Here is a 23096-nt window from a genome sequence, read left to right on the forward strand (position 1 = left end):
GCCCGGCCCCGCGCACCCCGCCCGCCCGGCCCGCCCCCGGCCCCCGGCCGCCGCACGGCCGGCCGCCGCGCGCTCGGGCGCCCCGCGCAGACCCGCGCCCCGCCCGCCGGCGCGGAAGGTGCGCACGATCCGGCTCGGCAGCCCCAAGCCCCGGCTGCGGCTCGTCTCCCTCGGCCTGACCCTCGTCATGCTCGCCTTCGTCGTCCGGCTGCTCCAGGTGCAGGCCGTCGACGCGCCCGTGCTCGCCGCGAAGGCCGAGGCCCACCGCTTCCAGGAGTACACGCTCTCCGCCGAGCGGGGCGAGATCACCGACCGCTCGGGGATCGCCCTCGCCACCAGCGTCGACGCGTACGACATCACCGCCGACCCCAAGCTCTTCACCCCCGAGGAGAGCAAGGTCCGGGACGCCCCCGAGCAGGCCGCAGCGCTCCTCGCGCCGCTCCTCGGGAAGCAGCCCGCGGACCTGGCCAAGAAGCTCCGTACCCCCAAGTCCCGCTACACCCTGCTCGCGCGCAAGCAGACCCCCCAGGTCTGGAACCAGATCAAGGACCTCAAGAAGGTCTACGAGAAGAAGGCCAAGCCGGCCGAGGGCGGAAACGGCGTCAACCTGCTCGGCGGGATCCTCAGCGAACCCAGCACCAAGCGCGTCTACCCCAACGGGGAGCTGGCCGCCGGGATACTGGGTTACGTCAACGCCGAGGGCCGCGGCGCCGGGGGCCTGGAGTCCATGCTCGACAAGGAGCTGGCGGGCGAGGACGGCAAGATCAGGTTCGCCCAGTCCGGCGGGCGCCAGGTGCCCACCGCGGGTTCCCAGGGCACCCCGGCCGTGCCCGGCTCCGACATCGAGCTGACCATCGACCGGGACATCCAGTGGGCCGCCCAGCAGGCCATCACCGAGCAGGTGAAGAAGTCCAAGGCCGACCGCGGCTACGTCATAGTGCAGAACACCCGGACCGGCGAGGTCCTGGCCATGGCCAACGCCCCCGGCTTCGACCCCAACGACCTCTCCGCGGCCAACGCCGCCGCGATGGGCAACGCGGCCCTCCAGGACGCCTACGAGCCCGGCTCCACCAGCAAGGTCATGTCCATGGCCGCCGTCCTGGAGGAGGGCGCGGCCACCCCCGGCACCCATGTCACCGTCCCCAACCGGCTGCACCGCGGCGACCGGCTCTTCAAGGACGACATCGACCACCCGACCTGGTACCTGACCCTCAACGGAGTCCTCGCCAAGTCCAGCAACATCGGCACCATCCTGGCCACCGGCCAGCTCGGCAGGACCCAGGCCGAGTCCAACCAGGTCCTCTACTCCTACCTGCGCAAGTTCGGCATGGGCAGCCCCACCGGGCTCGGCTACCCGGGCGAGACCCCGGGCATCCTCGCCAAGCCCCAGGACTGGTCGACCTCGCAGCAGTACACGATCCCCTTCGGCCAGGGCCTCTCGGTCAGCGCCATGCAGGCCGCCTCGGTCTACTCGACCATCGCCAACGGCGGCGTACGGATCGAGCCCACCCTCGTCCGCGGCACCAAGGGACCCGACGGCCGGTTCACCCCGGCACCCGCCCCCGAGCAGACCCGCGTGGTCAGCGAGAAGACCGCGAAGACCCTCGCGCAGATGATGGAGTCCGTGGTCGGCGACGAGGAGGGCACCGGCACCAAGGCCCGCATCCCCGGCTACCGGGTCGCGGGCAAGACCGGCACGGCCAACCGCGTCGACCCCGAGCTCGGCCGCTACAAGGGGTACACCGCCTCCTTCGCCGGCTTCGCGCCCGCCGACGACCCGCAGATCACGGTCTACTGCGCGATCCAGAACCCCACCAAGGGCAGCTACTTCGGCGGCCAGATCTGCGGCCCCATCTACAAGAAGGTCATGGAGTTCGCCCTCAAGACGCTCCATGTGGCCCCCACCGGCAGCGAGCCCGCCCGACTGCCGGTCACGTTCAAGGACAGCGAGTGACACCCCGGGAGCACCAGTGAGCACGATCACCCCAGATTCCGGGAACCGGAAATCGAACTCCGGCGACGCCCCGGCCTCTTTTGGCCCCGCGACGGGTGGGCCCGGTACGCTCACCGCCGTGCCACACGCTGATCAGTACCGAACCACCCCGCCCCGCCCGGAGCAGGCCCGCCCGACACCCCTGGGCGACCTGGCCGCACGGCTCGGCGTCGGGGCGCCCGGCGACGCGGACGTCACGGGCATCACCCACGACTCGCGGGCGGTACGCCCCGGCGACGTCTACGCGGCCCTGCCCGGCGCCCGGGTGCACGGCGCCGACTTCGCCGCCCAGGCCGCCGGTCTCGGCGCCGCCGCGATCCTCACCGATCCGGCCGGCGCCGACCGCGCCGCCGCGACCGGGCTGCCGGTCCTGGTCGTGACGGACCCGCGCGGCCGGATGGGCGAGCTCGCCGCCGAGATCTACGGCCGGCCGGGTGAGGACCTCCTCCAGATCGGCATCACCGGCACCTCGGGCAAGACCACCACCGCCTACCTGGTGGAGGGCGGCCTCAAGGCGGCCGGCCGCCGGAGCGGCCTCATCGGCACGGTCGAGATGCGGATCGGCGACGAGCGCATCAAGTCCGAACGGACGACCCCCGAGGCCACCGACCTCCAGGCCCTCTTCGCCGTCATGCGCGAACGTGGTGTCGAGGCGGTCGCCATGGAGGTCTCCAGCCACGCGCTCGTGCTCGGCCGGGTCGACGGCTGCGTCTTCGACGTCGCGGTCTTCAACAACCTCAGCCCGGAGCACATGGAGTTCCACTCCGACATGGAGGACTACTTCCAGGCCAAGGCGCGGCTGTTCACCCCCGAGCGCAGCAGGCGCGGCGTGGTCAACCTCGACGACACCTACGGCCGCCGGCTCGCCACCGAGTCCGGCGTCCCGGTCGTCACCTTCTCCGCCGAGGGCCACCCGGACGCCGACTGGCGCGCCGAGTCCGTCGAGATCGGCTCCCACGGCTCCACGTTCACGGTCGTCGGCCCCGAGGGCGAGCGGATCACCGCCGCCGCTCCGCTGCCCGGCCCGTTCAACGTCGCCAACACCCTGGCCGCGATCGTCACCCTGGCCACCGCCGGGATCGACCCGCAGACCGCCGCCGACGGCATCGCCGCCGTCCCCGGTGTCCCGGGCCGCCTGGAGCGCGTGGACGCCGGCCAGCCGTACCTCGCGGTCGTCGACTACGCGCACAAGACGGACGCCGTCGAATCGGTCCTGCGCTCGCTGCGCAAGGTCACCGAGGGCAGGCTGCACATCGTCCTCGGCTGCGGCGGCGACCGGGACACCACCAAGCGCGGACCGATGGGCGCCGCCGCCGCGCGCCTCGCCGACACCGCCGTACTGACCTCCGACAACCCCCGCTCCGAGGACCCCCTCGCGATCCTGGCCGCGATGCTCGCGGGCGCCGCAGAGGTGCCCGCGCACGAGCGCGGCGACGTCCTGGTCGACGCCGACCGCGCCTCCGCCATCGCCGCGGTCGTGGCCCGCGCGCAGTCGGGCGACACCGTGCTCGTCGCCGGCAAGGGCCACGAGCAGGGCCAGGACATCGCCGGGGTGGTCCGCCCCTTCGACGACCGCCAGGTCCTGCACGAAGCGATTGAACGCAGCCTCAAGAACAGTCAGGGATAAGTTGTGATCGCCCTCTCCCTCGCCGAGATCGCCGAAATCGTCGGCGGGCAGTCGTACGACATACCGGATCCGGCCGTCCGGATCACCGGTCCCGTCGTCATCGACTCCCGTGAGGTGAAGCCCGGCAGCCTGTTCGCCGCCTTCGCCGGCGAACAGGTCGACGGCCACGACTACGCGGCCCGCGCCGTCGAGGCGGGCGCGGCAGCCGTGCTGGCCGCCCGCCCCGTCGGGGTGCCCGCGATCGTCGTGGACGACGTCCAGGCGGCGCTCGGCGCGCTCGCCCGCGCCGTCGTCGAACGCCTCGGCACCGATGTCGTCGCGCTGACCGGATCGGCCGGCAAGACCTCCACGAAGGACCTGATCGCCCAGGTCCTCCAGCGCCACGCGCCCACCGTCTGGACACCCGGCTCGCTCAACAACGAGATCGGGCTGCCGCTGACGGCGCTGCGCGCGAGCGACGACACCCAGCACCTGGTGCTCGAGATGGGCGCCCGCGGCATCGGTCACATCCGCTACCTCACCGGACTGACCCCGCCGCGGATCGGACTCGTCCTCAACGTGGGCACCGCCCACATCGGCGAGTTCGGCGGCCGCGAGCAGATCGCCCAGGCGAAGGGCGAACTCGTCGAGGCGCTGCCGCCCGCCGACAAGGGCGGCGTGGCGGTCCTCAACGCCGACGACCCGCTCGTGCGCGCCATGGCCGCCCGGACCCGGGCGCGCGTGACGCTGTTCGGAGAGTCGGACGAAGCGGTCGTACGTGCCGAGAACGTCCACCTCACAGCTGCCGGACAGCCCTCATTCCGGCTTCACACACCCACCGGGTGCAGTGATGTGACCTTGCGCCTGTACGGTGAGCACCACGTGTCGAACGCGCTCGCCGCGGCCGCCGTCGCCCATGAGCTGGGCATGCCCGTGGAGGAGATCGCCACCGCGCTCTCCGAGGCAGGCACCCTGTCGCGCTGGCGCATGGAGGTCACCGAGCGTCCGGACGGCGTGACGATCGTCAACGACGCCTACAACGCGAATCCCGAGTCCATGCGAGCCGCTCTGCGCGCGCTCGCGGCCATGGGCCGGGGAGCACAGGCCCAGGGGGGCCGCACGTGGGCGGTGCTCGGCAAGATGGCCGAGCTCGGGGACGCATCGCTCGCCGAGCACGACGCGGTCGGACGGCTGGCCGTCCGGCTCAACGTCAGCAAGCTCGTCGCGGTCGGGGACAGGGAAGCGTCCTGGCTGCAACTGGGCGCATATAACGAGGGTTCGTGGGGTGAGGAGTCGGTGCACGTGTCCGACGCGCAGGCGGCGGTCGACCTGTTGCGCAGTGAGCTGCGCCCGGGGGATGTCGTCCTTGTGAAGGCGTCCAGGTCGGTCGGTCTGGAGCAGGTCGCCCTGGCTCTCCTCGACTCCGAGAGCGAGGTCACGGGCCGATGAGGCAGATCCTCTTCGCGGGCGCCATCGGGCTCTTCCTGACCCTGATCGGTACTCCGCTGCTCATCAAGCTCCTGGCCCGCAAGGGGTACGGGCAGTTCATCCGCGACGACGGCCCGCGCGGCCACGCCGGGAAGAAGGGCACGCCCACCATGGGCGGTATCTCCTTCATCCTGGCCACGCTCATCGCGTACGCCCTCGCCAAGGTCATCACCGGTGAGGACCCGACGTACTCGGGCGTCCTCGTCCTCTTCCTGATGGCCGGCATGGGCCTCGTCGGCTTCCTCGACGACTACATCAAGATCGTCAAGCAGCGTTCGCTGGGTCTGCGGGCGAAGGCGAAGATGGCCGGCCAGCTGATCGTCGGCATCGCCTTCGCCGTGCTCTCGCTGCAGTTCGCCGACCTGCGCGGGCTCACCCCGGCCTCCGAGAAGCTCTCCTTCATCACCGACTTCGGCTGGTCCATCGGACCCGTCCTGTTCGTGGTCTGGGCGCTCTTCATGATCCTGGCCATGTCCAACGGCGTGAACCTGACGGACGGTCTGGACGGCCTGGCCACCGGCGCGTCGGTGATGGTCTTCGGCGCGTACACCTTCATCGGTCTGTGGCAGTTCCAGGAGTCCTGCGCCAACGCGGTCACCCTGACCAACCCCAACGCCTGCTTCGAGGTCCGCGACCCGCTCGACCTCGCGGTCGTCGCCTCCGCCCTCATGGGTGCCTGCTTCGGCTTCCTGTGGTGGAACACCTCGCCGGCCAAGATCTTCATGGGTGACACCGGCTCGCTGGCCCTCGGCGGCGCCCTCGCGGGACTTGCCATCTGCTCCCGTACCGAGCTGCTGCTCGCCCTGCTCGGCGGCCTGTTCGTGCTGATCACCATGTCGGTGGTCATCCAGGTCGGCTCGTTCAAGATGACCGGCAAGCGCGTCTTCCGGATGGCCCCGCTCCAGCACCACTTCGAACTCAAGGGGTGGTCGGAAGTGCTGGTCGTCGTCCGGTTCTGGATCATCCAGGGCATGTGCGTGATCGTGGGCCTGGGCCTCTTCTATGCGGGATGGGCATCCGAAAAGTGAGCTGGAACGGCAAGAGGGTCACCGTCGCGGGTCTCGGGGTCTCCGGGATCCCGGCCGCCCGCGTCCTGCACGGGCTCGGCGCCGTCGTGACCGTCGTCAACGACGGCGACGACGAGCGCTCCCGGGCCCAGGCGGAGGAGCTGCGGGCCGAGGGCATCACCGTCCGCCTCGGCGACGGCGACACCCTGCCCGAGGCCACCGAGCTGGTCGTCACCACCCCCGGCTGGCGGCCCGACAAGCCGCTCTTCGCGGCTGCCGCAGAGGCGGGCGTGGAGGTCTGGGGCGACGTCGAGCTGGCGTGGCGACTGCGGGACACCCCGTCGGGAAGGACTTCCGCTCCCTGGCTCGCCGTGACCGGCACCAACGGCAAGACCACGACCGTGCGGATGCTCGCCTCCATCCTGGAGGCCGCGGGCCTGCGCACGGCCGCCGTCGGCAACATCGGGGTCTCGCTCCTCGACGCCGTCCTCGGCGACGAGACGTACGACGTCCTCGCCGTCGAACTCTCCAGCTACCAGCTCCACTGGGCGCCGAGCGTGCGCGCCCACTCGGCCGTCGTGCTCAACCTGGCGCCGGACCACCTCGACTGGCACGGCTCCATGGAGGCGTACGCCGCCGACAAGGGCCGGATCTACGAGGGCAACACCGTCGCCTGCGTCTACAACGTCGCCGACAAGGCCACCGAGGACCTGGTCCGCGAGGCCGACGTCGAGGAGGGCTGCCGCGCGATCGGCTTCACCCTCGGCACCCCCGGCCCCTCCCAGCTCGGCGTCGTCGAGGACATCCTCGTCGACCGGGCCTTCGTCGAGAACCGGCAGAAGCAGGCCCAGGAGCTCGCCGACGTCGCCGACGTCCAGCCGCCCGCCCCGCACAACATCGCCAACGCGCTCGCCGCCGCCGCCCTCGCCCGCGCCTTCGGCGTCGAGCCGAAGGCGGTACGGGACGGACTGCGGGCCTTCCGGCCCGACCCGCACCGCATCGAGCTGGTCGAGGAGATCGAGGGCGTCGTCTACGTCGACGACTCCAAGGCCACCAACACCCACGCCGCGGAAGCCTCGTTGGCGGCCTACGACCCGATCGTCTGGATCGCCGGCGGGCTCGCCAAGGGCGCCACGTTCGACGAGATCGTGGCCAGGTCGGCGAAGCGCCTGCGCGGGGTCGTCCTGATCGGCGCCGACCGCGCGCTGATCCGCGAAGCCCTGGCGCGACACGCCCCCGAGGTCCCGGTCGTGGACCTCGACCGGACCGACACTGGGGCGATGTCCGAGGCGGTCCAGGAGGCGGCGCGACTCGCGCGGCCGGGCGACACGGTCCTGCTGGCCCCGGCCTGCGCCTCGATGGACATGTTCACCAACTACAACAAGCGGGGCGAGGCCTTCGCGGACGCGGTCCGCGCCCTCGCCTCCACCGGGCGCGTCTGACCTACGGGCAACGAGGTCCGGCGGCGCCGGGCCCGACTGGAGGGGACAGCGACCATGCCGAGCAGAACCGCCGGGACCCGCCGGCCCTCCGCCGTCCGCGGCGGGGGGCGCGCTCCCGCGCCACCGCGGTCACCCCGCGCCGGCGGTGTGCGGCGGATGTACGAACAGGCGCGGCGGGCCTGGGACCGGCCGCTCACCGCGTACTACGTGATCCTCGGCGCCGCGCTGCTCATCACCGCGCTCGGCCTGGTGATGGTCTACAGCGCCTCGATGATCACGGCGCTCCGCTACGACCTGGTGCCCTCGTACTTCTTCCGCAAGCAGTTCTTCGCCGCGGTCCTCGGCGCCGTGCTGCTCCTGGTCGCCTCCCGGATGCCGGTGAAGCTGCACCGGGCGCTCGCCTACCCGATCCTGGTCGGCGCCGTCTTCCTGATGGTGCTGGTGCAGGTTCCCGGGATAGGGAAGGCGGTCGGCGGCAACCAGAACTGGATCTCGCTGGGCGGCCCGTTCATGCTCCAGCCCAGCGAGTTCGGCAAGCTGGCGCTCATCCTGTGGGGCGCGGACCTGCTGGCCCGCAAGCAGGACATGAAACTGCTCACGCAGTGGAAGCACATGCTGGTCCCGCTGGTGCCCGGAACGTTCCTGCTGCTCGGCCTGATCATGCTCGGCGGGGACATGGGCACGGCGATCGTGCTCGCCGCCATCCTCTTCGGCCTGCTCTGGACCGCCGGCGCGCCCACCAGGCTCTTCGTCGGGGTGCTCGCGGTCGCCGGGAGCATCGGCTTCCTGCTGATCAGGACCAGCGACAACCGGCTGAAGCGGTTCGCCTGCATCGGCGCCACCGACCCCGGGGGAGAGGGCGCCCCCTGCCTCCAGGCGGCCCACGGCATCTATGCTCTGGCCTCGGGCGGATGGTTCGGTTCCGGACTGGGCGCCAGTGTGGAAAAATGGGGCCAACTACCCGAAGCGCACACCGACTTCATCTTCGCCGTCACCGGGGAGGAACTGGGGCTCGCGGGGACGCTGTCGGTACTCGCCCTGTTCGCGGCTCTAGGCTATGCGGGTATCCGCGTGGCCGGACGCACGGAGGACCCCTTCGTGAGGTACGCCGCGGGAGGCGTGACCACCTGGATCACGGCGCAGGCCGTGATCAACATCGGTGCGGTGCTCGGTCTGCTGCCGATCGCCGGTGTCCCGCTCCCGCTGTTCTCCTACGGAGGGTCGGCCCTGCTGCCGACCATGTTCGCCGTCGGGCTCCTCATCGCCTTCGCGCGACAGGATCCCGCCGCGAAGGCGGCCCTGGCCATGCGGCGCCCCGGCTGGGGCAGGCGGACCGGGATGATTGGGAAGTCGATGCGACGGCGCGTCAAGAAGCGTCCGTCCGGAGAGCGGTGAATTTCGGTGCATGTCGTACTCGCCGGTGGGGGGACCGCCGGCCACATCGAGCCCGCGCTCGCCCTCGCGGACGCCCTGCGCAGGCAGGACCCGAGCGTGGGGATCACGGCGCTCGGGACGGAGAAGGGCCTGGAGACCCGGCTCGTGCCCGAACGGGGCTACGAGCTGGCGCTCATCCCCGCCGTGCCGCTGCCGCGCAAGCCCACCCCTGAGCTGATCACCGTCCCCGGGCGGCTGCGCGGCACCATCAAGGCGGCCGAGCAGATCCTGGAGCGCACCAAGGCCGACTGCGTGGTCGGCTTCGGCGGCTACGTGGCCCTGCCCGGCTACCTGGCGGCCAAGCGGCTCGGCGTGCCGATCGTGGTCCACGAGGCCAACGCCCGGCCCGGCCTGGCCAACAAGATCGGCTCGCGGTACGCGGCCGGGGTCGCCGTCGCCAGCCCGGACTCCAAGCTCCGCAACGCCCGTTACATCGGCATCCCGCTGCGGCACACGATCGCCACCCTGGACCGGGCCCGGGTCCGGCCCGAGGCGCGCGCCGCCTTCGGCCTCGACCCGAACCTGCCGACGCTGCTCGTCTCGGGCGGCTCGCAGGGCGCCCGGCGGCTCAACGAGGTCGTCCAGCAGATCGCCCCGGTGCTCCAGCGCTCGGGCATCCAGATCCTGCACGCGGTCGGCCCGAAGAACGAGGTGCCGCGTGTCGACAACATGCCCGGGATGCCGCCGTACGTGCCGGTACCGTACGTGGACCGGATGGATCTCGCGTACGCCGCGGCCGACATGATGCTCTGCCGCGCGGGCGCGATGACCGTCGCCGAACTCTCGGCCGTCGGGCTGCCCGCCGCGTACGTCCCGCTGCCGATCGGCAACGGCGAACAGCGGCTCAACGCCCAGCCGGTGGTCAAGGCGGGCGGCGGACTGCTCGTCGACGACGCGGAGCTGTCGCCGCAGTGGGTGCAGGGCAACGTCCTGCCCGTACTGGCCGATCCGCACCGCTTGTACGAGATGTCCCGCGCCGCCGCCGAGTTCGGCCGCAGGGACGCCGACGACCTGCTCGTCGGCATGGTGTACGAGGCGATCGCCGCGCGGCGCTCGTAGACGGCGGGCCGCGCCCGCACAGCACAGGAGGCAGGGCACGTGTCGGGACCGACGACAGCGGAGAAGCGTGGCACACGCGAGCCGAAGGGATCGTCGGAGCCCGACTCCTCCGGTTCCGGCGCCCGGAATCTTGGATTCCGGGCGCCGGGGGCGCGGTTTCTCCTGATCGCCCTCGCATCCGTCCTGGTCGCGGCCGGCGCACTGTGGGCGCTGTACGGCTCCAGTTGGCTGCGGGTGGAGCGGGTCTCGACCTCCGGCACACGGGTTCTGACACCTCGTGAGGTGGAGGAGGTCGCGGCCGTGCCGATCGGGTCCCCGCTCGTCTCGGTCGACACCGACGCCATCGAGGCGCGACTGCTGCGGAAACTGCCCCGAATCGACACGGTCGAGGTCTTTCGGTCCTGGCCGCATGGAATCGGTCTGAAAGTGACGGAGCGGAAGCCCGTCCTGGTGGTGGAAAAGGGCGGAAAGTTCACCGAAGTGGACTCCGCGGGAACGCGGTTCGCCACCGTGGACAAGGCCCCCGCGGGCGTACCGAAACTCCTCCTGAAGGCCGGCTCCGCACCGAGCCTGCGCCGCTTCGACGAGGACCGGCTGCTGCTCGAAGCCGTGGGCGTGACGGGCGAACTCCCCGAGAAAATCGCCCGGGACACTCGTGTCGTCGGCGTCACCTCGTACGACTCCATCACCCTGGAGCTCAGTGGCGGCCGCACGGTCTTCTGGGGCAGCGGCGAGGACGGTGCCGTCAAGGCCCGTGTCCTCACCGCCCTGATGAAGGCGGCGCCCAAAGCGGGACACTTCGATGTAAGCGCCCCCACGGCGCCCGCCGCGTCGGGAAGTTGACGCTCATACCCGCTGGCCAGCGCCCTGGTTGGCCAGCGCTATGGGTGATCACATAGGGTGAAAAGAAAAACGGGAGGTTCGGCGTGTTCGTTGAACGTGCGCCACTTGTCGACTTAGTGTCCTGTTCGGAAGAGTCCAGCGAACAGAGACACTGGTAACCCTAAACTTCAACGTTAGGGTTTGGGTCGGCGTTTCGGACCGTCCCATCGGCATCCGTCGTCGCAGCGCGACTCCCGCGAAGCGACGACACGTAACTCGAGGCGAGAGGCCTTCGACGTGGCAGCACCGCAGAACTACCTCGCAGTCATCAAGGTCATCGGTGTCGGCGGCGGTGGTGTCAATGCCATCAACCGAATGATCGAGGTCGGTCTCAAGGGCGTCGAGTTCATCGCGATCAACACCGACGCGCAAGCGCTGTTGATGAGCGACGCCGACGTCAAGCTCGACGTCGGCCGTGAACTCACCCGCGGCCTCGGGGCCGGGGCCAACCCGGCAGTCGGTCGCAAGGCGGCAGAGGACCACCGTGAGGAGATCGAGGAGGTCCTCAAGGGGGCCGACATGGTCTTCGTCACCGCCGGCGAAGGTGGCGGCACCGGCACCGGCGGCGCGCCCGTCGTCGCCAACATCGCGCGCTCGCTCGGCGCCCTGACGATCGGTGTGGTCACCCGGCCGTTCACCTTCGAGGGTCGCCGCCGGGCCAACCAGGCGGAGGACGGCATCGCCGAGCTCCGCGAAGAGGTCGACACCCTCATCGTCATCCCGAACGACCGGCTGCTCTCGATCTCGGACCGCCAGGTCTCCGTGCTCGACGCCTTCAAGTCGGCCGACCAGGTGCTGCTGAGCGGTGTGCAGGGCATCACCGACCTCATCACCACCCCCGGTCTGATCAACCTCGACTTCGCCGACGTCAAGTCGGTCATGTCCGAGGCCGGTTCGGCCCTCATGGGCATCGGCTCCGCCCGCGGCGACGACCGCGCGGTCGCGGCGGCCGAGATGGCGATCTCCTCGCCGCTCCTCGAGGCCTCCATCGACGGCGCCCGGGGCGTCCTGCTCTCCATCTCCGGCGGCTCGGACCTCGGTCTCTTCGAGATCAACGAGGCCGCGCAGCTGGTCAGCGAGGCGGCCCACCCCGAGGCCAACATCATCTTCGGCGCCGTCATCGACGACGCCCTGGGCGACGAGGTGCGAGTCACGGTCATCGCGGCCGGCTTCGACGGCGGTCAGCCGCCGGCCCGGCGCGACAACATCCTCAGCTCGGCCTCGGCCAAGCGCGAGGAGCCGGCCCCGGCGCCGCGCGCCACCGAGCGCCCGCTCGGCGGCCTCGGCACCGTCGCCCCGCGCGCCGACGAGCCGTCGGCCCCGGCCGAGCCGGCCCCGGTGGCCGCCGCGGACCCGCTGCCGCCGGTCACCCCGCCGGTGGTCCCGCCGGCCCGTCCGTACCCGGACACCCAGGCCGAAGAGCTGGATGTCCCGGACTTCTTGAAGTGATAGGGCAGCACGACCACGTGAGCGGCGCGCACTTCGCCTTCACCGACAGGTGGGGCGGGGTGAGCGCCGTTCCGTACGAGGAGCTCAACCTCGGCGGCGCGGTGGGGGACGACCCCGGGGCCGTGCGGACCAACCGGGCGCGGGCCGCGGGCTCGCTCGGGCTCGACCCGGGCCGGGTCGTCTGGATGAACCAGGTGCACGGCCCGGACGTCGCGGTGGTCGACGAGCCCTGGGGCGAGCGGCCGGTGCCGGAGGTCGACGCGATCGTCACCGCCCGGCGCGGACTCGCCCTCGCCGTCCTGACCGCCGACTGCACCCCGGTGCTCCTGGCGGACCCGGTGGCCGGGGTCGCCGCCGCGGCCCACGCGGGGCGGCCCGGGATGGTCGCCGGGGTCGTACCGGCCGCCGTGCGGGCCATGATCGAACGGGGCGCGGACCCGGCCAGGATCACCGCCCGCACCGGCCCCGCCGTCTGCGGGCGCTGCTACGAGGTCCCGGAGTCGATGAGGGCCGACGTGGCCGCGGTCGAGCCGGCCGCCTTCGCCGAGACGAGCTGGGGGACCCCCGCCGTCGACGTCACCGCCGGGGTCCACGCCCAGCTGGAGCGGCTCGGGATCCGGGACGTCGAGGACGCCGGGGTCTGCACCCGGGAGTCGGGTGACCACTTCTCGTACCGCCGGGATCGCACCACGGGGCGACTCGCGGGATATGTCTGGTTGGACTGATATGACGGACCGTAAGACCGAACTCGCCGAGAACCTGGCGCGGGTGGAGGAGCGGATCTCCGCGGCCTGCGACGCCGCCGGGCGCAAGCGATCGGAAGTGACCCTGATCGTGGTCACGAAGACGTACCCCGCGAGCGATGTGCGGATCTTGCATGAACTCGGCGTACGGGACGTGGCGGAGAACCGCGACCAGGACGCCGCCCCCAAGGCGGCCGCCTGTGCGGATCTGGACCTCCGCTGGCACTTCGTCGGTCAGTTGCAGACGAACAAGGTCCGTTCTGTGACGAGTTATGCGGATGTCGTGCAGTCCGTCGACCGTTCGAAGCTCGTCACCGCACTCTCGGCCGCGGCCGAGAAGGCGGGTCGTGAGCTGGGCTGTCTCCTTCAGGTCGCGCTCGACGCCGAGTCGGGCGAGCGCGGCGAGCGCGGCGGTGTCGCGCCGGACGGCATCGAGGAGTTGGCCGCGGCCGTGGAGGCCGCGCCCGGGCTCAGGCTGGACGGACTGATGACCGTCGCGCCGCTCGCCGGCCCCTATGCAGGCCGCCAACGTGCGGCGTTCGACCGCCTGATGGATTTGTCGACTCTCCTGCGCGCGACCCGCCCGGCTGCGAACATGGTGTCCGCGGGAATGAGTGCGGACCTCGAGGACGCCGTGGCTGCCGGAGCGACACATGTGCGCATCGGTACGGCGGTACTGGGTGTCCGCCCCAGGCTCGGGTAACGTCGCGAAGCAAGTCGGACCACAGCAGAAAATATGGTCATTCCCGCCGGTCGGCGGGGCGGACCTCGTGGATCACGGGCACTTGGCGACAGGGCCGATCCACCACAGAGCGGAGGACTCAGAGAATGGCCGGCGCTATGCGCAAGATGGCGGTCTACCTCGGCCTCGTGGAGGACGATGGGTACGACGGCCGGGGGTTCGACCCCGACGACGACTTCGAACCCGAGCTGGAACCGGAACCCGAGCGTGAGCGGCGCCACCAGCCCCCGCGTCAGGTGGAGCGGGAGGAGCCGGTGCGCGTGGTGCAGCAGTCCGCGCCCCGCGAGCCGGTCGCGCACGCCGTCCCGCTTTCCGCTGAAAGCGGACGTCCGGCACGAATCGCCCCCGTGGCGTCCATCACACCCGAACGTCCGAGCCTGGAGAAGAACGCACCGGTGATCATGCCCAAGGTCGTGTCCGAGCGGGAGCCGTACCGCATCACCACACTCCACCCCCGGACCTACAACGAAGCCCGTACCATCGGGGAACACTTCCGTGAGGGCACTCCGGTGATCATGAACCTCACGGAGATGGACGACACCGACGCAAAGCGACTTGTCGACTTTGCCGCCGGACTCGTCTTCGGGCTCCATGGCAGCATTGAGCGCGTGACGCAGAAGGTGTTCCTGTTGTCGCCTGCTAACGTCGATGTCACGGCGGAGGACAAGGCCCGGATCGCAGAGGGCGGATTCTTCAACCAGAGCTGAGACGACGAAGACCGGAACGGCCGGCCGGAAGGCCGGACAAGCGAGAGCACGAGAGCCAGGGGAGAGGGAAGCGCGGGATGGGCGTCGCACTGCAGGTGGTCTACATCGCGCTGATGTGCTTCCTCATCGTGCTGATCTTCCGGTTGGTCATGGACTACGTGTTCCAGTTCGCGCGTTCATGGCAACCCGGCAAGGCGATGGTGGTCGTTCTGGAGGCCACCTACACTGTCACCGATCCACCGCTCAAGCTTCTGCGGCGGTTCATCCCGCCGCTGCGTCTCGGGGGCGTGGCACTCGACCTGTCCTTCTTCGTTCTGATGATCATCGTCTACATCCTGATCTCCATCGTGAGCGGCTTCGCGAGGTGAATGTGGACGATACGGTCTTGCCGACTGCCGACGACTACGTAGAGGTGAAGAAGAGATGCCGCTGACCCCCGAGGACGTGCGGAACAAGCAGTTCACGACCGTCCGCCTTCGAGAAGGCTATGACGAGGACGAGGTCGATGCCTTCCTCGATGAGGTCGAAGCCGAACTGACCCGCCTGCTCCGCGAGAACGAGGACCTGCGCGCCAAGCTGGCCGCCGCGACGCGTGCCGCCGCGCAGAACCAGCAGCAGCAGGGCATGCGCAAGCCCCCGGAGCCGCAGGATCGTCCCGTCGGTCCCGGCGCCCCGGTGCCCGCCGCCATATCCGGTCCGCCGGTCCAGCAGCAGCCCCCGCAGATGGGTCCGCCGCAGCTGCCTTCCGGTGCGCCGCAGCTCCCCGCCGGTCCCGGTGGCCACGGCCCCGGTCCGATGCAGGGCGGCCCCATGCAGGGCGGCCCGATGGGCCCCGGCCCCGGCCAGATGCAGGGTGGCCCGATGGGTCAGCCGATGGGCGGCCCCATGGGGCACCCGCAGCAGATGCAGCAGCCGATGCAGCAGCCCCAGCAGGGCCCCGGTGGCGACAGCGCCGCCCGCGTGCTCTCGCTGGCCCAGCAGACGGCCGACCAGGCGATCGCGGAGGCCCGTTCCGAGGCCAACAAGATCGTCGGCGAGGCGCGCTCGCGCGCCGAGGGCCTGGAGCGGGACGCCCGCGCCAAGGCCGACGCGCTGGAGCGGGACGCCCAGGAGAAGCACCGCGTGGCGATGGGCTCGCTGGAGTCCGCCCGCGCGACGCTGGAGCGCAAGGTCGAGGACCTGCGGGGCTTCGAGCGTGAGTACCGCACGCGTCTGAAGTCGTACCTGGAGTCGCAGCTGCGTCAGCTGGACTCCCAGGCGGACGACTCGCTGGCCCCGCCGCGGACGCCGGCCACGGCTTCGCTGCCGCCGGCGCCCTCGATGGCCTCGGCGGGCGCGAGCGCCCCGTCGTACGGCGGCAACGGCACGATGGGCGGCGCGCCGTCCATGGGCGGTGCCCCGTCCTACGGTGGCCAGCAGCAGATGTCCCCGGCGATGACCCAGCCGATGGCTCCGGTCCGGCCGCAGGCGCCGCAGCCGATGCAGCAGGCGCCGGCGCCGATGCGTGGCTTCCTGATCGACGAGGACGACAACTGACGGCGCGGGTTCGCGCGATGAGCGCGTAGCCGTCGGCAGGCTGAAGGGCCGGGCCCCGGGAAACCGGGGCCCGGCCCTTTGCCGTGTCGCGGAACGCGTGCGCCGGCGCGGGCTGGGTGGGGAAGCGAAAGGCCCGGCACCCCGTAGGGTGCCGGGCCTTCGACCGTGCCGTTACGCCTTGCGGAGGCGGAAGGCGAGGGCGAGGCCCTCGTCGGTGAACGGGGTGCCGTAGGCGTCGTCGGCGGGGCCCTCGGCGAAGTCCGTCGCCAGGACCTCGTCGGCGATCAGGCCCGCGTGGGCCGTCAGGGCCTCCGTCGTCTCCGCGGACTCGGACGTCCAGCGCAGGGCGATCCGGTCCGCCACGTCCAGGCCGCTGTTCTTGCGGGCCTCCTGGATCAGGCGGATCGCGTCACGCGCGAGGCCCGCCTTGCGGAGCTCCGGAGTGATCTCCAGGTCCAGGGCCACCGTCGCGCCCGCGTCCGAGGCGACCGACCAGCCCTCCCGGGGAGTCTCCGTGATGATGATCTCCTCGGGGCCGACCGTGATCGTCTCGCCGTTGACCTCCAGCGTCGCCTCGCCGCCGCGCAGCGCCAGCGACAGCGCCGCCGCGTCGGCCGCAGCCACCGCCTTCGCCACGTCCTGGACGCCCTTGCCGAAGCGCTTGCCCAGGGCCCGGAAGTTGGCCTTGGCCGTCGTGTCCACGAGGCTGCCGCCGACCTCGGAGAGCGAGGCCACCGACGTGACGTTCAGCTCCTCCGTGATCTGGGCCTGGAGCTCGGGGGAGAGGTCCGTGAAGCCCGTCGCCGCCACAAGGGCGCGCGACAGCGGCTGCCGGGTCTTCACGCCCGACTCCGCCCGCGTCGCCCGGCCGAGCTCGACCAGCCGGCGGACCAGGGTCATCTGCGTGGACAGCGTCGGGTCGACCAGCGAGGCGTCCGGCTCGGGCCACGTCGAGAGGTGGACGGACTCCGGGGCCTCCGGGGTCACCGGGACCACCAGGTCCTGCCACACCCGCTCGGTGATGAACGGCGTGAGCGGGGCCATCAGGCGGGTGACCGTCTCGATCACGTCGTGCAGGGTGCGCAGGGCCGCGGCGTCGCCCTGCCAGAACCGGCGCCGCGAGCGGCGCACGTACCAGTTCGACAGGTCGTCGACGAAGGCGGAGATCAGCTTGCCCGCCCGCTGGGTGTCGTACGACTCAAGGGCTCCGGTGACCTCGGTCACCAGCGTGTTCAGCTCGGACAGGAGCCACTTGTCGAGGACCGAGCGGTCGGCGGGCGCCGGGTCCGCCTCGCTCGGCGCCCAGCCGGACGTACGGGCGTACAGCGCCTGGAAGGCGACCGTGTTCCAGTACGTCAGGAGCGTCTTGCGCACGACCTCCTGGATCGTGCCGTGGCCCACCCGGCGCGCCGCCCACGGCGAGCCGCCGGCCGCCATGAACCAGCGGACGGCGTCCGCGCCGTGCTGGTCCATCAGCGGGATGGGCTGCAGGATGTTGCCCAGGTGCTTGGACATCTTGCGGCCGTCCTCGGCGAGGATGTGGCCGAGGCAGACCACGTTCTCGTACGAGGACTTGTCGAAGACCAGCGTGCCGACGGCCATCAGCGTGTAGAACCAGCCGCGGGTCTGGTCGATGGCCTCGGAGATGAACTGCGCCGGGTAGCGGGACTCAAACAGTTCCTTGTTCTTGTACGGGTAGCCCCACTGCGCGAACGGCATCGAGCCCGAGTCGTACCAGGCGTCGATGACCTCCGGCACGCGCGTCGCCGTCTTCGAGCAGCTCGGGCACGGGAAGGTGACCGCGTCGATGTACGGGCGGTGCGGGTCGAGCTCGGACTGGTCCGCGCCCGTCAGCTCGGTCAGCTCGGCGCGCGAGCCCACGCACGTGAGGTGGCCGTCCTCGCAGCGCCACAGCGGCAGCGGGGTGCCCCAGTAGCGGCTGCGGGAGAGCGCCCAGTCGATGTTGTTGTTCAGCCAGTCGCCGAAGCGGCCGTGCTTGACCGAGTCGGGGAACCAGTTCGTCTTCTCGTTCTCCTGGAGAAGGCGGTCCTTGACGGCGGTCGTGCGGATGTACCAGGACGGCTGCGCGTAGTAGAGCAGCGCCGTGTGGCAGCGCCAGCAGTGCGGGTAGCTGTGCTCGTAGGGCACGTGCCGGAAGAGCAGGCCGCGCGCGTCCAGGTCGGCGGTCAGCTGCTCGTCGGCCTTCTTGAAGAAGACGCCGCCGACCAGCGGCACGTCCTCCTCGAAGGTGCCGTCGGGGCGGACCGGGTTCACGACCGGCAGGCCGTAGGAGCGGCAGACCTTGAGGTCGTCCTCACCGAAGGCGGGGGACTGGTGGACCAGACCCGTACCGTCCTCGGTCGTCACGTAGTCGGCGTTGACCACGTAGTGGGCCTCGGCCGGGAAGTCGATCAGCTCGAAGGGGCGCTGGTACGTCCAGCGCTCCATCTCCGCGCCCGTGAAGGACTCGCCCGTGGTCACCCAGCCCTCGCCGAGGGCCTTCTCGACCAGCGGCTGCGCGACGACGAGCTTCTCCTCGCCGTCGGTCGCGACGACGTAGGTGACCTCGGGGTGCGCGGCGACGGCCGTGTTGGAGACCAGGGTCCAGGGGGTCGTCGTCCAGACCAGGAGCGCGGCCTGGCCGGCCAGCGGGCCGGAGGTCAGCGGGAAGCGGACGAAGACGGAGGGGTCGACGACCGTCTCGTACCCCTGCGCCAGCTCGTGGTCGGAGAGGCCGGTGCCGCAGCGGGGGCACCACGGGGCGACGCGGTGGTCCTGGACCAGCAGGCCCTTGTCGAAGATCTGCTTGAGCGACCACCAGACCGACTCGATGTACTCGGGGTCCATCGTCCGGTACGCGTCGTCCAGGTCGACCCAGTAGCCCATGCGGGTCGTCAGCTCGGCGAAGGCGTCGGTGTGCCGGGTCACGGACTCGCGGCACTTGTCGTTGAACGCGGCGATGCCGTATTCCTCGATGTCCTTCTTGCCCGCGAAGCCCAGCTCCTTCTCGACGGCCAGCTCGACCGGCAGGCCGTGGCAGTCCCAGCCGGCCTTGCGGGCCACGTGGTAGCCGCGCATGGTCCGGAAGCGGGGGAAGACGTCCTTGAAGACGCGGGCCTCGATGTGGTGGGCGCCGGGCATGCCGTTGGCGGTCGGCGGGCCCTCGTAGAAGACCCACTCGGGGCGGCCCTCGGACTGCTCCAGGGTCTTGGCGAAGACCTTGTTGTCGCGCCAGAAGTCGAGCACGGCGTGCTCGAGCGCGGGCAGGTCTACCTGGGCGGGCACCTGGCGGTACTGCGGCGGTTTCATCGGCGAGCTTCCTCCGGCGGACTGCTTCGTTTCCGTCCGGAGGGACGAGAGCGCCGTGCTGCGCGGCTCCCGCGGTACCACCCTCCTTGGCCCCGGGCGTGTGCTGCCCACGGCCCCCTCATTGGGGTCGCGATGCCGGTTCTAGTCGCCTGACGGCTTTCTTCCGGCGGCTCCGGGGTGATGGTTCACATCGGGCTCGCCCCCGGGCTCTCACCGTCCCCGGGTCGCTCATGGCTGCGTACGACGCTACTCGTCCCCATCCAAGCCTTTCGCTCCCCACAGTGTACGGGCGCCGCGGCGGCTCGGCAGACCGCTTTTCGGGGGGTGCCGGAGGCGGCCCGGCGTGACCCGAATGGGCATACGGGCGTGGCCGGACTTCGCCGGTGGTCGCGGGGCGGATTACGGGGCGGGGAGCTGGGCACAACGGATGCAGACTCGCCGTGCCATCGGCGCGGGGCGGGTGCGAACGGCGGCGTGCCCCGTTGCCGCGGGCCTTGGGCCGATTTATCGTCCCAGCACGATTCGCGAGCAAGATCACAAAATGTGAAGGGGCCGCGACATGGTGGCGAAGAAGACCGCCGCGAAGAAGACCTCGACCGACGGTTCCGCCGGTTCCACGGGCGGAACCGGCGGGGCGGCCAAGGACGTCACCGGGAAGAAGTCGACGGTCGCGAAGAAGGCGGCGGGTCCCAAGAAGGCGGCGGACGCGAAGAAGGCGGCGACCAGGAAGGCGGCGGCCAAGAAGTCGGCCACCAGGAAGACGGTGGTCGAGGAGGCCGACGCCAAGGAGACGGCGGCCGGCGAGGCGGCCAAGGCCCCCGCCGCCAGGAAGGCGGCCGCGAAGAAGGCGCCGGCCGCCAAGAAGGCCGTCGCGAAGAAGAGCGCAGTGAAGAAGAAGGCCGCTTCCGCGGCGCAGGCGCAGCAGACAGGAGCCGCGACAGTGGCAGCGAAGAAGACCGCGGGTGGCGTCACGACGGCCGACAGCGAGGCGGCCGTTCCCCAGGCGCGCACCGGGGAGCTGGCCGTACGGCCCGGCGAGGACCCCTGGACGCCCGAGGAGGTCGCCGAGGCCAGGGCCGAGCTGGAGAGCGAGGTCCTCCGGCTGCGCGCCGAGCTGCTGCACTCCAAGGAGGAGCTGACCGGACTCATGCGGGACTCCGGGGACGGCGCGGGCGACGACCAGGCCGACACCGGTACGAAGAACATCACGCGCGAGCACGAGCTCGCCCTGGCCGCGAACGCCCGCGAGATGCTGGAGCAGTCCGAGCACGCCCTGGAACGCCTCGACGCGGGCACCTACGGCCTCTGCGAGGTCTGTGGCAAGCCGATCGGCAAGGCCCGCATGCAGGCCTTCCCGCGGGCCACGCTCTGCGTCGAGGACAAGCAGAAGCAGGAGCGCCGCGGCTGACGGTCCCGAAGGGGTGTGCCGTACCCTCGTGCACAGTCAGGCACCTAGGTTGAGGGACTCACGTGGCAGAGGCGGAGCGCATCATCGGTACGCCGGATTCAGACGCTGACGGCACGGTCGGCCCGGGCGGGGAAGCCGCGGGCGGAGCGGCCTCGGACCGGGCGACCTCGGGAGCGGAGTCCTCGGACGGCGCCCAGGCCCCGGCCGAGCGGCCGAAGGGCAAGCGCAAGATCGCCGCGCTGCTCGTCGTCGCCCTCGTCGCGTACCTGCTCGACCTCGGCACCAAGATGCTCGTGGTCGCCAGGCTGGAGGGCCACGAGCCGATCCAGGTCATCGGTGACCTGCTGCGGTTCGAGGCGATCCGCAACCCGGGTGCCGCCTTCGGCATGGGCGAGGCCTTCACGTTCATCTTCACCGGCATCGCGGCCGTGGTGATCGCCGTGATCATCCGGCTCGCGCGCAAGCTCTACAGCACGTGGTGGGCGATCGCGCTCGGCCTGCTGCTCGGCGGTGCGCTGGGCAACCTGACCGACCGGATCTTCCGGTCCCCGGGCGTCTTCGAGGGCGCGGTCGTCGACTTCATCGCCCCCGCGCACTTCGCCGTCTTCAACCTCGCGGACTCGGCGATCGTCTGCGGCGGCTTCCTGATCGTGATCCTCTCCTTCCGGGGTCTGGACCCGGACGGGACCGTCCACAAGGACTGAGCACTCCCGGCACAAGGCATACTCGACGGGTGAGCACGAGTCCCGAGATCCGCACGCTGCCCGTTCCCGATGGCCTGGAGGGCGAGCGCGTCGACGCCGCCATCGCCCGTATGTTCGGGTTCTCCCGTACGAAGGCGGCCGAGCTGGCCGCCACCGGGAAGGTCCAGGTCGACGGCGCCGTCGTCGGCAAGTCCGAGCGGGTCAGCGGTGGCGCGTGGCTGGAGGTCGAGATGCCCGGGGCCCCGGCGCCGGTGCAGATCGTGGCCGAGCCGGTCGAGGGCATGGAGATCGTCCACGACGACGACGACATCGTCGTGATCATGAAGCCGGTCGGGGTGGCCGCGCACCCGAGCCCCGGCTGGACCGGGACGACCGTCATCGGCGGCCTCGCCGCCGCCGGGTACCGCATCTCCACGTCCGGCGCCGCCGAGCGCCAGGGGATCGTGCACCGGCTCGACGTCGGCACCTCGGGTCTCATGGTCGTCGCCAAGTCGGAGCGCGCGTACACGCTGCTCAAGGCCCAGTTCAAGGAGCGGGTCGTCGACAAGCGCTACCACGCGCTCGTCCAGGGCCACCCGGACCCGATGAGCGGCACGATCGACGCGCCGATCGGGCGCCACCCCAACCACGACTACAAGTGGGCCGTCACCGCCGACGGCAAGCCCTCGGTGACGCACTACGACCTGATCGAGGCCTACCGCGCCGCCTCGCTGCTCGACATCAAGCTGGAGACCGGCCGCACGCACCAGATCCGCGTGCACATGTCGGCCCACCGCCACCCCTGCGTGGGCGACCTCACCTACGGGGCGGACCCCACGATGGCCAAGCGGCTCGGGCTGACCCGCCAGTGGCTGCACGCCGTCCGCCTCGGCTTCGAGCACCCCTCCGACGGGCGCTGGGTCGAGTTTGCGTCCACCTACCCGGCGGACCTGCAGAACGCGCTGGACCGGATCGCGGCGGAGAGCGCGTGAGCGCCGGCTACGTCGTCCGCGAGGCGACCGGGGACGAGGACCGGGAGGCCTGCTTCGCGGTCCGCCGCGAGGTCTTCGTCGTCGAGCAGAACGTGCCGCAGGAGCTGGAGTACGACGCGTACGACGCCACCGCCGTGCACGTGCTCGCCCTGCGCGAGGACGGTCTTCCACTGGGCACCGGCCGGCTCCTGTTCGGGGCCGACGCACTCGGCAAGACCGGCGGCGACGCCTCGGTCGGTTCGCTCGGGCGCCTCGCGGTGGCCAAGGCCGCGCGCGGCCTCGGGGTCGGCGCGGCGCTCGTCCGCGCCATCGAGGACGCGGCCCGTGAGCGCGGCCTGGCCGCCGTGGACCTGCACGCCCAGACCCACGCCCTCGGCTTCTACGAGCGGCTCGGCTACGAGGTGTACGGCCCCGAGTTCCCGGACGCGGGCATTCCGCACCGGGCGATGCGGCGGGCGCTCTAACCGGCGGATTCCCGCGGCGCCCCGGAGGCGCCGTGCGGTTCCGCGCGGCTCTGCGCGGCTCCGTTCGGCGCCTCCGGGGGAGTTCGGGGTGGTTCGGGGGGATTCGCCCGTTCCTCGTGGCAGGGTTGAGGCCCCGACGTCGACCTGAGGGC

Annotated in this window: 19 protein-coding genes; 18 read left to right on the forward strand and 1 reads right to left on the reverse strand. The window is 71.3% G+C overall.

From position 1 onward, the window contains the following. The 14 genes from AB0E14_RS33765 to AB0E14_RS33830 all read left to right on the forward strand — a co-directional run. Nucleotides 1-1954 (forward strand): penicillin-binding protein 2 (locus tag AB0E14_RS33765; RefSeq protein WP_362427185.1); only part of this gene is annotated, 1954 nt, incomplete at its 5' end. A 118-nt stretch (nt 1955-2072) separates the two neighbouring features. Further along, nucleotides 2073-3620, forward strand: coding sequence for a UDP-N-acetylmuramoyl-L-alanyl-D-glutamate--2,6-diaminopimelate ligase (locus AB0E14_RS33770; RefSeq protein ID WP_362427188.1), 1548 nt, complete (start codon nt 2073-2075; stop codon nt 3618-3620). Between the two features lie 3 nt (nt 3621-3623). Further along, nucleotides 3624-5048 (forward strand): UDP-N-acetylmuramoyl-tripeptide--D-alanyl-D-alanine ligase, encoded by a 1425-nt coding sequence (gene murF, locus AB0E14_RS33775; RefSeq protein WP_362427191.1) that lies wholly within the window; start codon nt 3624-3626, stop codon nt 5046-5048. Beyond that, nucleotides 5045-6115, forward strand: a complete 1071-nt coding sequence (gene mraY, locus AB0E14_RS33780; protein ID WP_315890924.1) for a phospho-N-acetylmuramoyl-pentapeptide-transferase — start codon at nt 5045-5047, stop codon at nt 6113-6115. The genes murF and mraY overlap by 4 nt, the downstream gene beginning before the upstream one ends. Continuing rightward, complete coding sequence (murD, locus tag AB0E14_RS33785; RefSeq protein WP_362427196.1) at nt 6097-7536, forward strand: UDP-N-acetylmuramoyl-L-alanine--D-glutamate ligase; 1440 nt, start codon at nt 6097-6099, stop codon at nt 7534-7536. Before mraY ends, murD begins: the two co-directional genes overlap by 19 nt. A 54-nt stretch (nt 7537-7590) precedes the next feature. Continuing rightward, entirely contained in the window at nt 7591-8931 is a 1341-nt protein-coding gene (gene ftsW, locus AB0E14_RS33790) for a putative lipid II flippase FtsW (RefSeq protein WP_362427199.1), read from the forward strand. Between the two features lie 6 nt (nt 8932-8937). Continuing rightward, nucleotides 8938-10029: an undecaprenyldiphospho-muramoylpentapeptide beta-N-acetylglucosaminyltransferase gene (murG, locus tag AB0E14_RS33795; protein ID WP_362427202.1), complete on the forward strand. Its 1092-nt coding sequence runs from the start codon at nt 8938-8940 to the stop codon at nt 10027-10029. 39 nt (nt 10030-10068) lie between these two features. After that, nucleotides 10069-10872, forward strand: coding sequence for an FtsQ-type POTRA domain-containing protein (locus tag AB0E14_RS33800; RefSeq protein ID WP_362427205.1), 804 nt, complete (start codon nt 10069-10071; stop codon nt 10870-10872). A gap of 276 nt (nt 10873-11148) precedes the next feature. Next, complete coding sequence (ftsZ, locus tag AB0E14_RS33805; RefSeq protein ID WP_362427207.1) at nt 11149-12360, forward strand: cell division protein FtsZ; 1212 nt, start codon at nt 11149-11151, stop codon at nt 12358-12360. Further along, entirely contained in the window at nt 12357-13085 is a 729-nt protein-coding gene (gene pgeF, locus AB0E14_RS33810; protein WP_362427211.1) for a peptidoglycan editing factor PgeF, read from the forward strand. The genes ftsZ and pgeF overlap by 4 nt, the downstream gene beginning before the upstream one ends. A 1-nt stretch (nt 13086) precedes the next feature. After that, on the forward strand, nt 13087-13806 hold the full coding sequence (locus tag AB0E14_RS33815) for a YggS family pyridoxal phosphate-dependent enzyme (RefSeq protein WP_362427214.1): 720 nt from the start codon (nt 13087-13089) through the stop codon (nt 13804-13806). Between the two features lie 125 nt (nt 13807-13931). Further along, nucleotides 13932-14552, forward strand: coding sequence for a cell division protein SepF (sepF, locus tag AB0E14_RS33820; protein ID WP_362427217.1), 621 nt, complete (start codon nt 13932-13934; stop codon nt 14550-14552). 77 nt (nt 14553-14629) lie between these two features. Then, entirely contained in the window at nt 14630-14920 is a 291-nt protein-coding gene (locus AB0E14_RS33825) for a YggT family protein (RefSeq protein ID WP_352190508.1), read from the forward strand. A gap of 55 nt (nt 14921-14975) precedes the next feature. Next, on the forward strand, nt 14976-16088 hold the full coding sequence (locus tag AB0E14_RS33830; protein ID WP_362427220.1) for a DivIVA domain-containing protein: 1113 nt from the start codon (nt 14976-14978) through the stop codon (nt 16086-16088). Nucleotides 16089-16259: 171 nt separating this feature from the next. Here AB0E14_RS33830 and ileS read toward each other — a convergent pair whose 3' ends face one another. After that, nucleotides 16260-19397, reverse strand: coding sequence for an isoleucine--tRNA ligase (ileS, locus tag AB0E14_RS33835; RefSeq protein WP_362427224.1), 3138 nt, complete (start codon nt 19395-19397; stop codon nt 16260-16262). Between the two features lie 559 nt (nt 19398-19956). On the opposite strand from ileS, the gene AB0E14_RS33840 reads away from it, so the two are divergent. The 4 genes from AB0E14_RS33840 (at nt 19957) to AB0E14_RS33855 (ending at nt 22944) form a co-directional block, all read left to right on the forward strand. Beyond that, nucleotides 19957-20805 carry a TraR/DksA family transcriptional regulator gene (locus tag AB0E14_RS33840; protein WP_362427228.1) on the forward strand — a complete coding sequence of 283 codons (849 nt, stop codon included), beginning with the start codon at nt 19957-19959 and terminating at the stop codon, nt 20803-20805. A gap of 62 nt (nt 20806-20867) precedes the next feature. After that, nucleotides 20868-21509 (forward strand): signal peptidase II, encoded by a 642-nt coding sequence (gene lspA / locus AB0E14_RS33845; RefSeq protein ID WP_362427231.1) that lies wholly within the window; start codon nt 20868-20870, stop codon nt 21507-21509. A 29-nt stretch (nt 21510-21538) separates the two neighbouring features. After that, nucleotides 21539-22480: an RluA family pseudouridine synthase gene (locus tag AB0E14_RS33850; RefSeq protein WP_362427234.1), complete on the forward strand. Its 942-nt coding sequence runs from the start codon at nt 21539-21541 to the stop codon at nt 22478-22480. Beyond that, nucleotides 22477-22944 (forward strand): GNAT family N-acetyltransferase, encoded by a 468-nt coding sequence (locus AB0E14_RS33855; RefSeq protein WP_362427237.1) that lies wholly within the window; start codon nt 22477-22479, stop codon nt 22942-22944. The genes AB0E14_RS33850 and AB0E14_RS33855 overlap by 4 nt, the downstream gene beginning before the upstream one ends. Nucleotides 22945-23096: the final 152 nt, after the last annotated feature.

The organism is Streptomyces sp. NPDC047981 (assembly GCF_040653315.1).
In the GTDB taxonomy this organism is placed as follows: Bacteria; Actinomycetota; Actinomycetes; order Streptomycetales; family Streptomycetaceae; genus Streptomyces.

Excerpts from the sequence above, each read along its gene's own strand:
- AB0E14_RS33815 (WP_362427214.1), top strand. The coding sequence starts at position 13,087 with ATGACGGACCGTAAGACCGAACTCGCCGAGAACCTGGCGCGGGTGGAG.
- sepF (WP_362427217.1), top strand. The coding sequence starts at position 13,932 with ATGGCCGGCGCTATGCGCAAGATGGCGGTCTACCTCGGCCTCGTGGAG.
- AB0E14_RS33840 (WP_362427228.1), top strand. The coding sequence starts at position 19,957 with ATGGTGGCGAAGAAGACCGCCGCGAAGAAGACCTCGACCGACGGTTCC.
- AB0E14_RS33825 (WP_352190508.1), top strand. The coding sequence starts at position 14,630 with ATGGGCGTCGCACTGCAGGTGGTCTACATCGCGCTGATGTGCTTCCTC.
- AB0E14_RS33830 (WP_362427220.1), top strand. The coding sequence starts at position 14,976 with ATGCCGCTGACCCCCGAGGACGTGCGGAACAAGCAGTTCACGACCGTC.
- murD (WP_362427196.1), top strand. The coding sequence starts at position 6,097 with ATGGGCATCCGAAAAGTGAGCTGGAACGGCAAGAGGGTCACCGTCGCG.
- ileS (WP_362427224.1), bottom strand. The coding sequence starts at position 19,397 with ATGAAACCGCCGCAGTACCGCCAGGTGCCCGCCCAGGTAGACCTGCCC.
- mraY (WP_315890924.1), top strand. The coding sequence starts at position 5,045 with ATGAGGCAGATCCTCTTCGCGGGCGCCATCGGGCTCTTCCTGACCCTG.
- ftsW (WP_362427199.1), top strand. The coding sequence starts at position 7,591 with ATGCCGAGCAGAACCGCCGGGACCCGCCGGCCCTCCGCCGTCCGCGGC.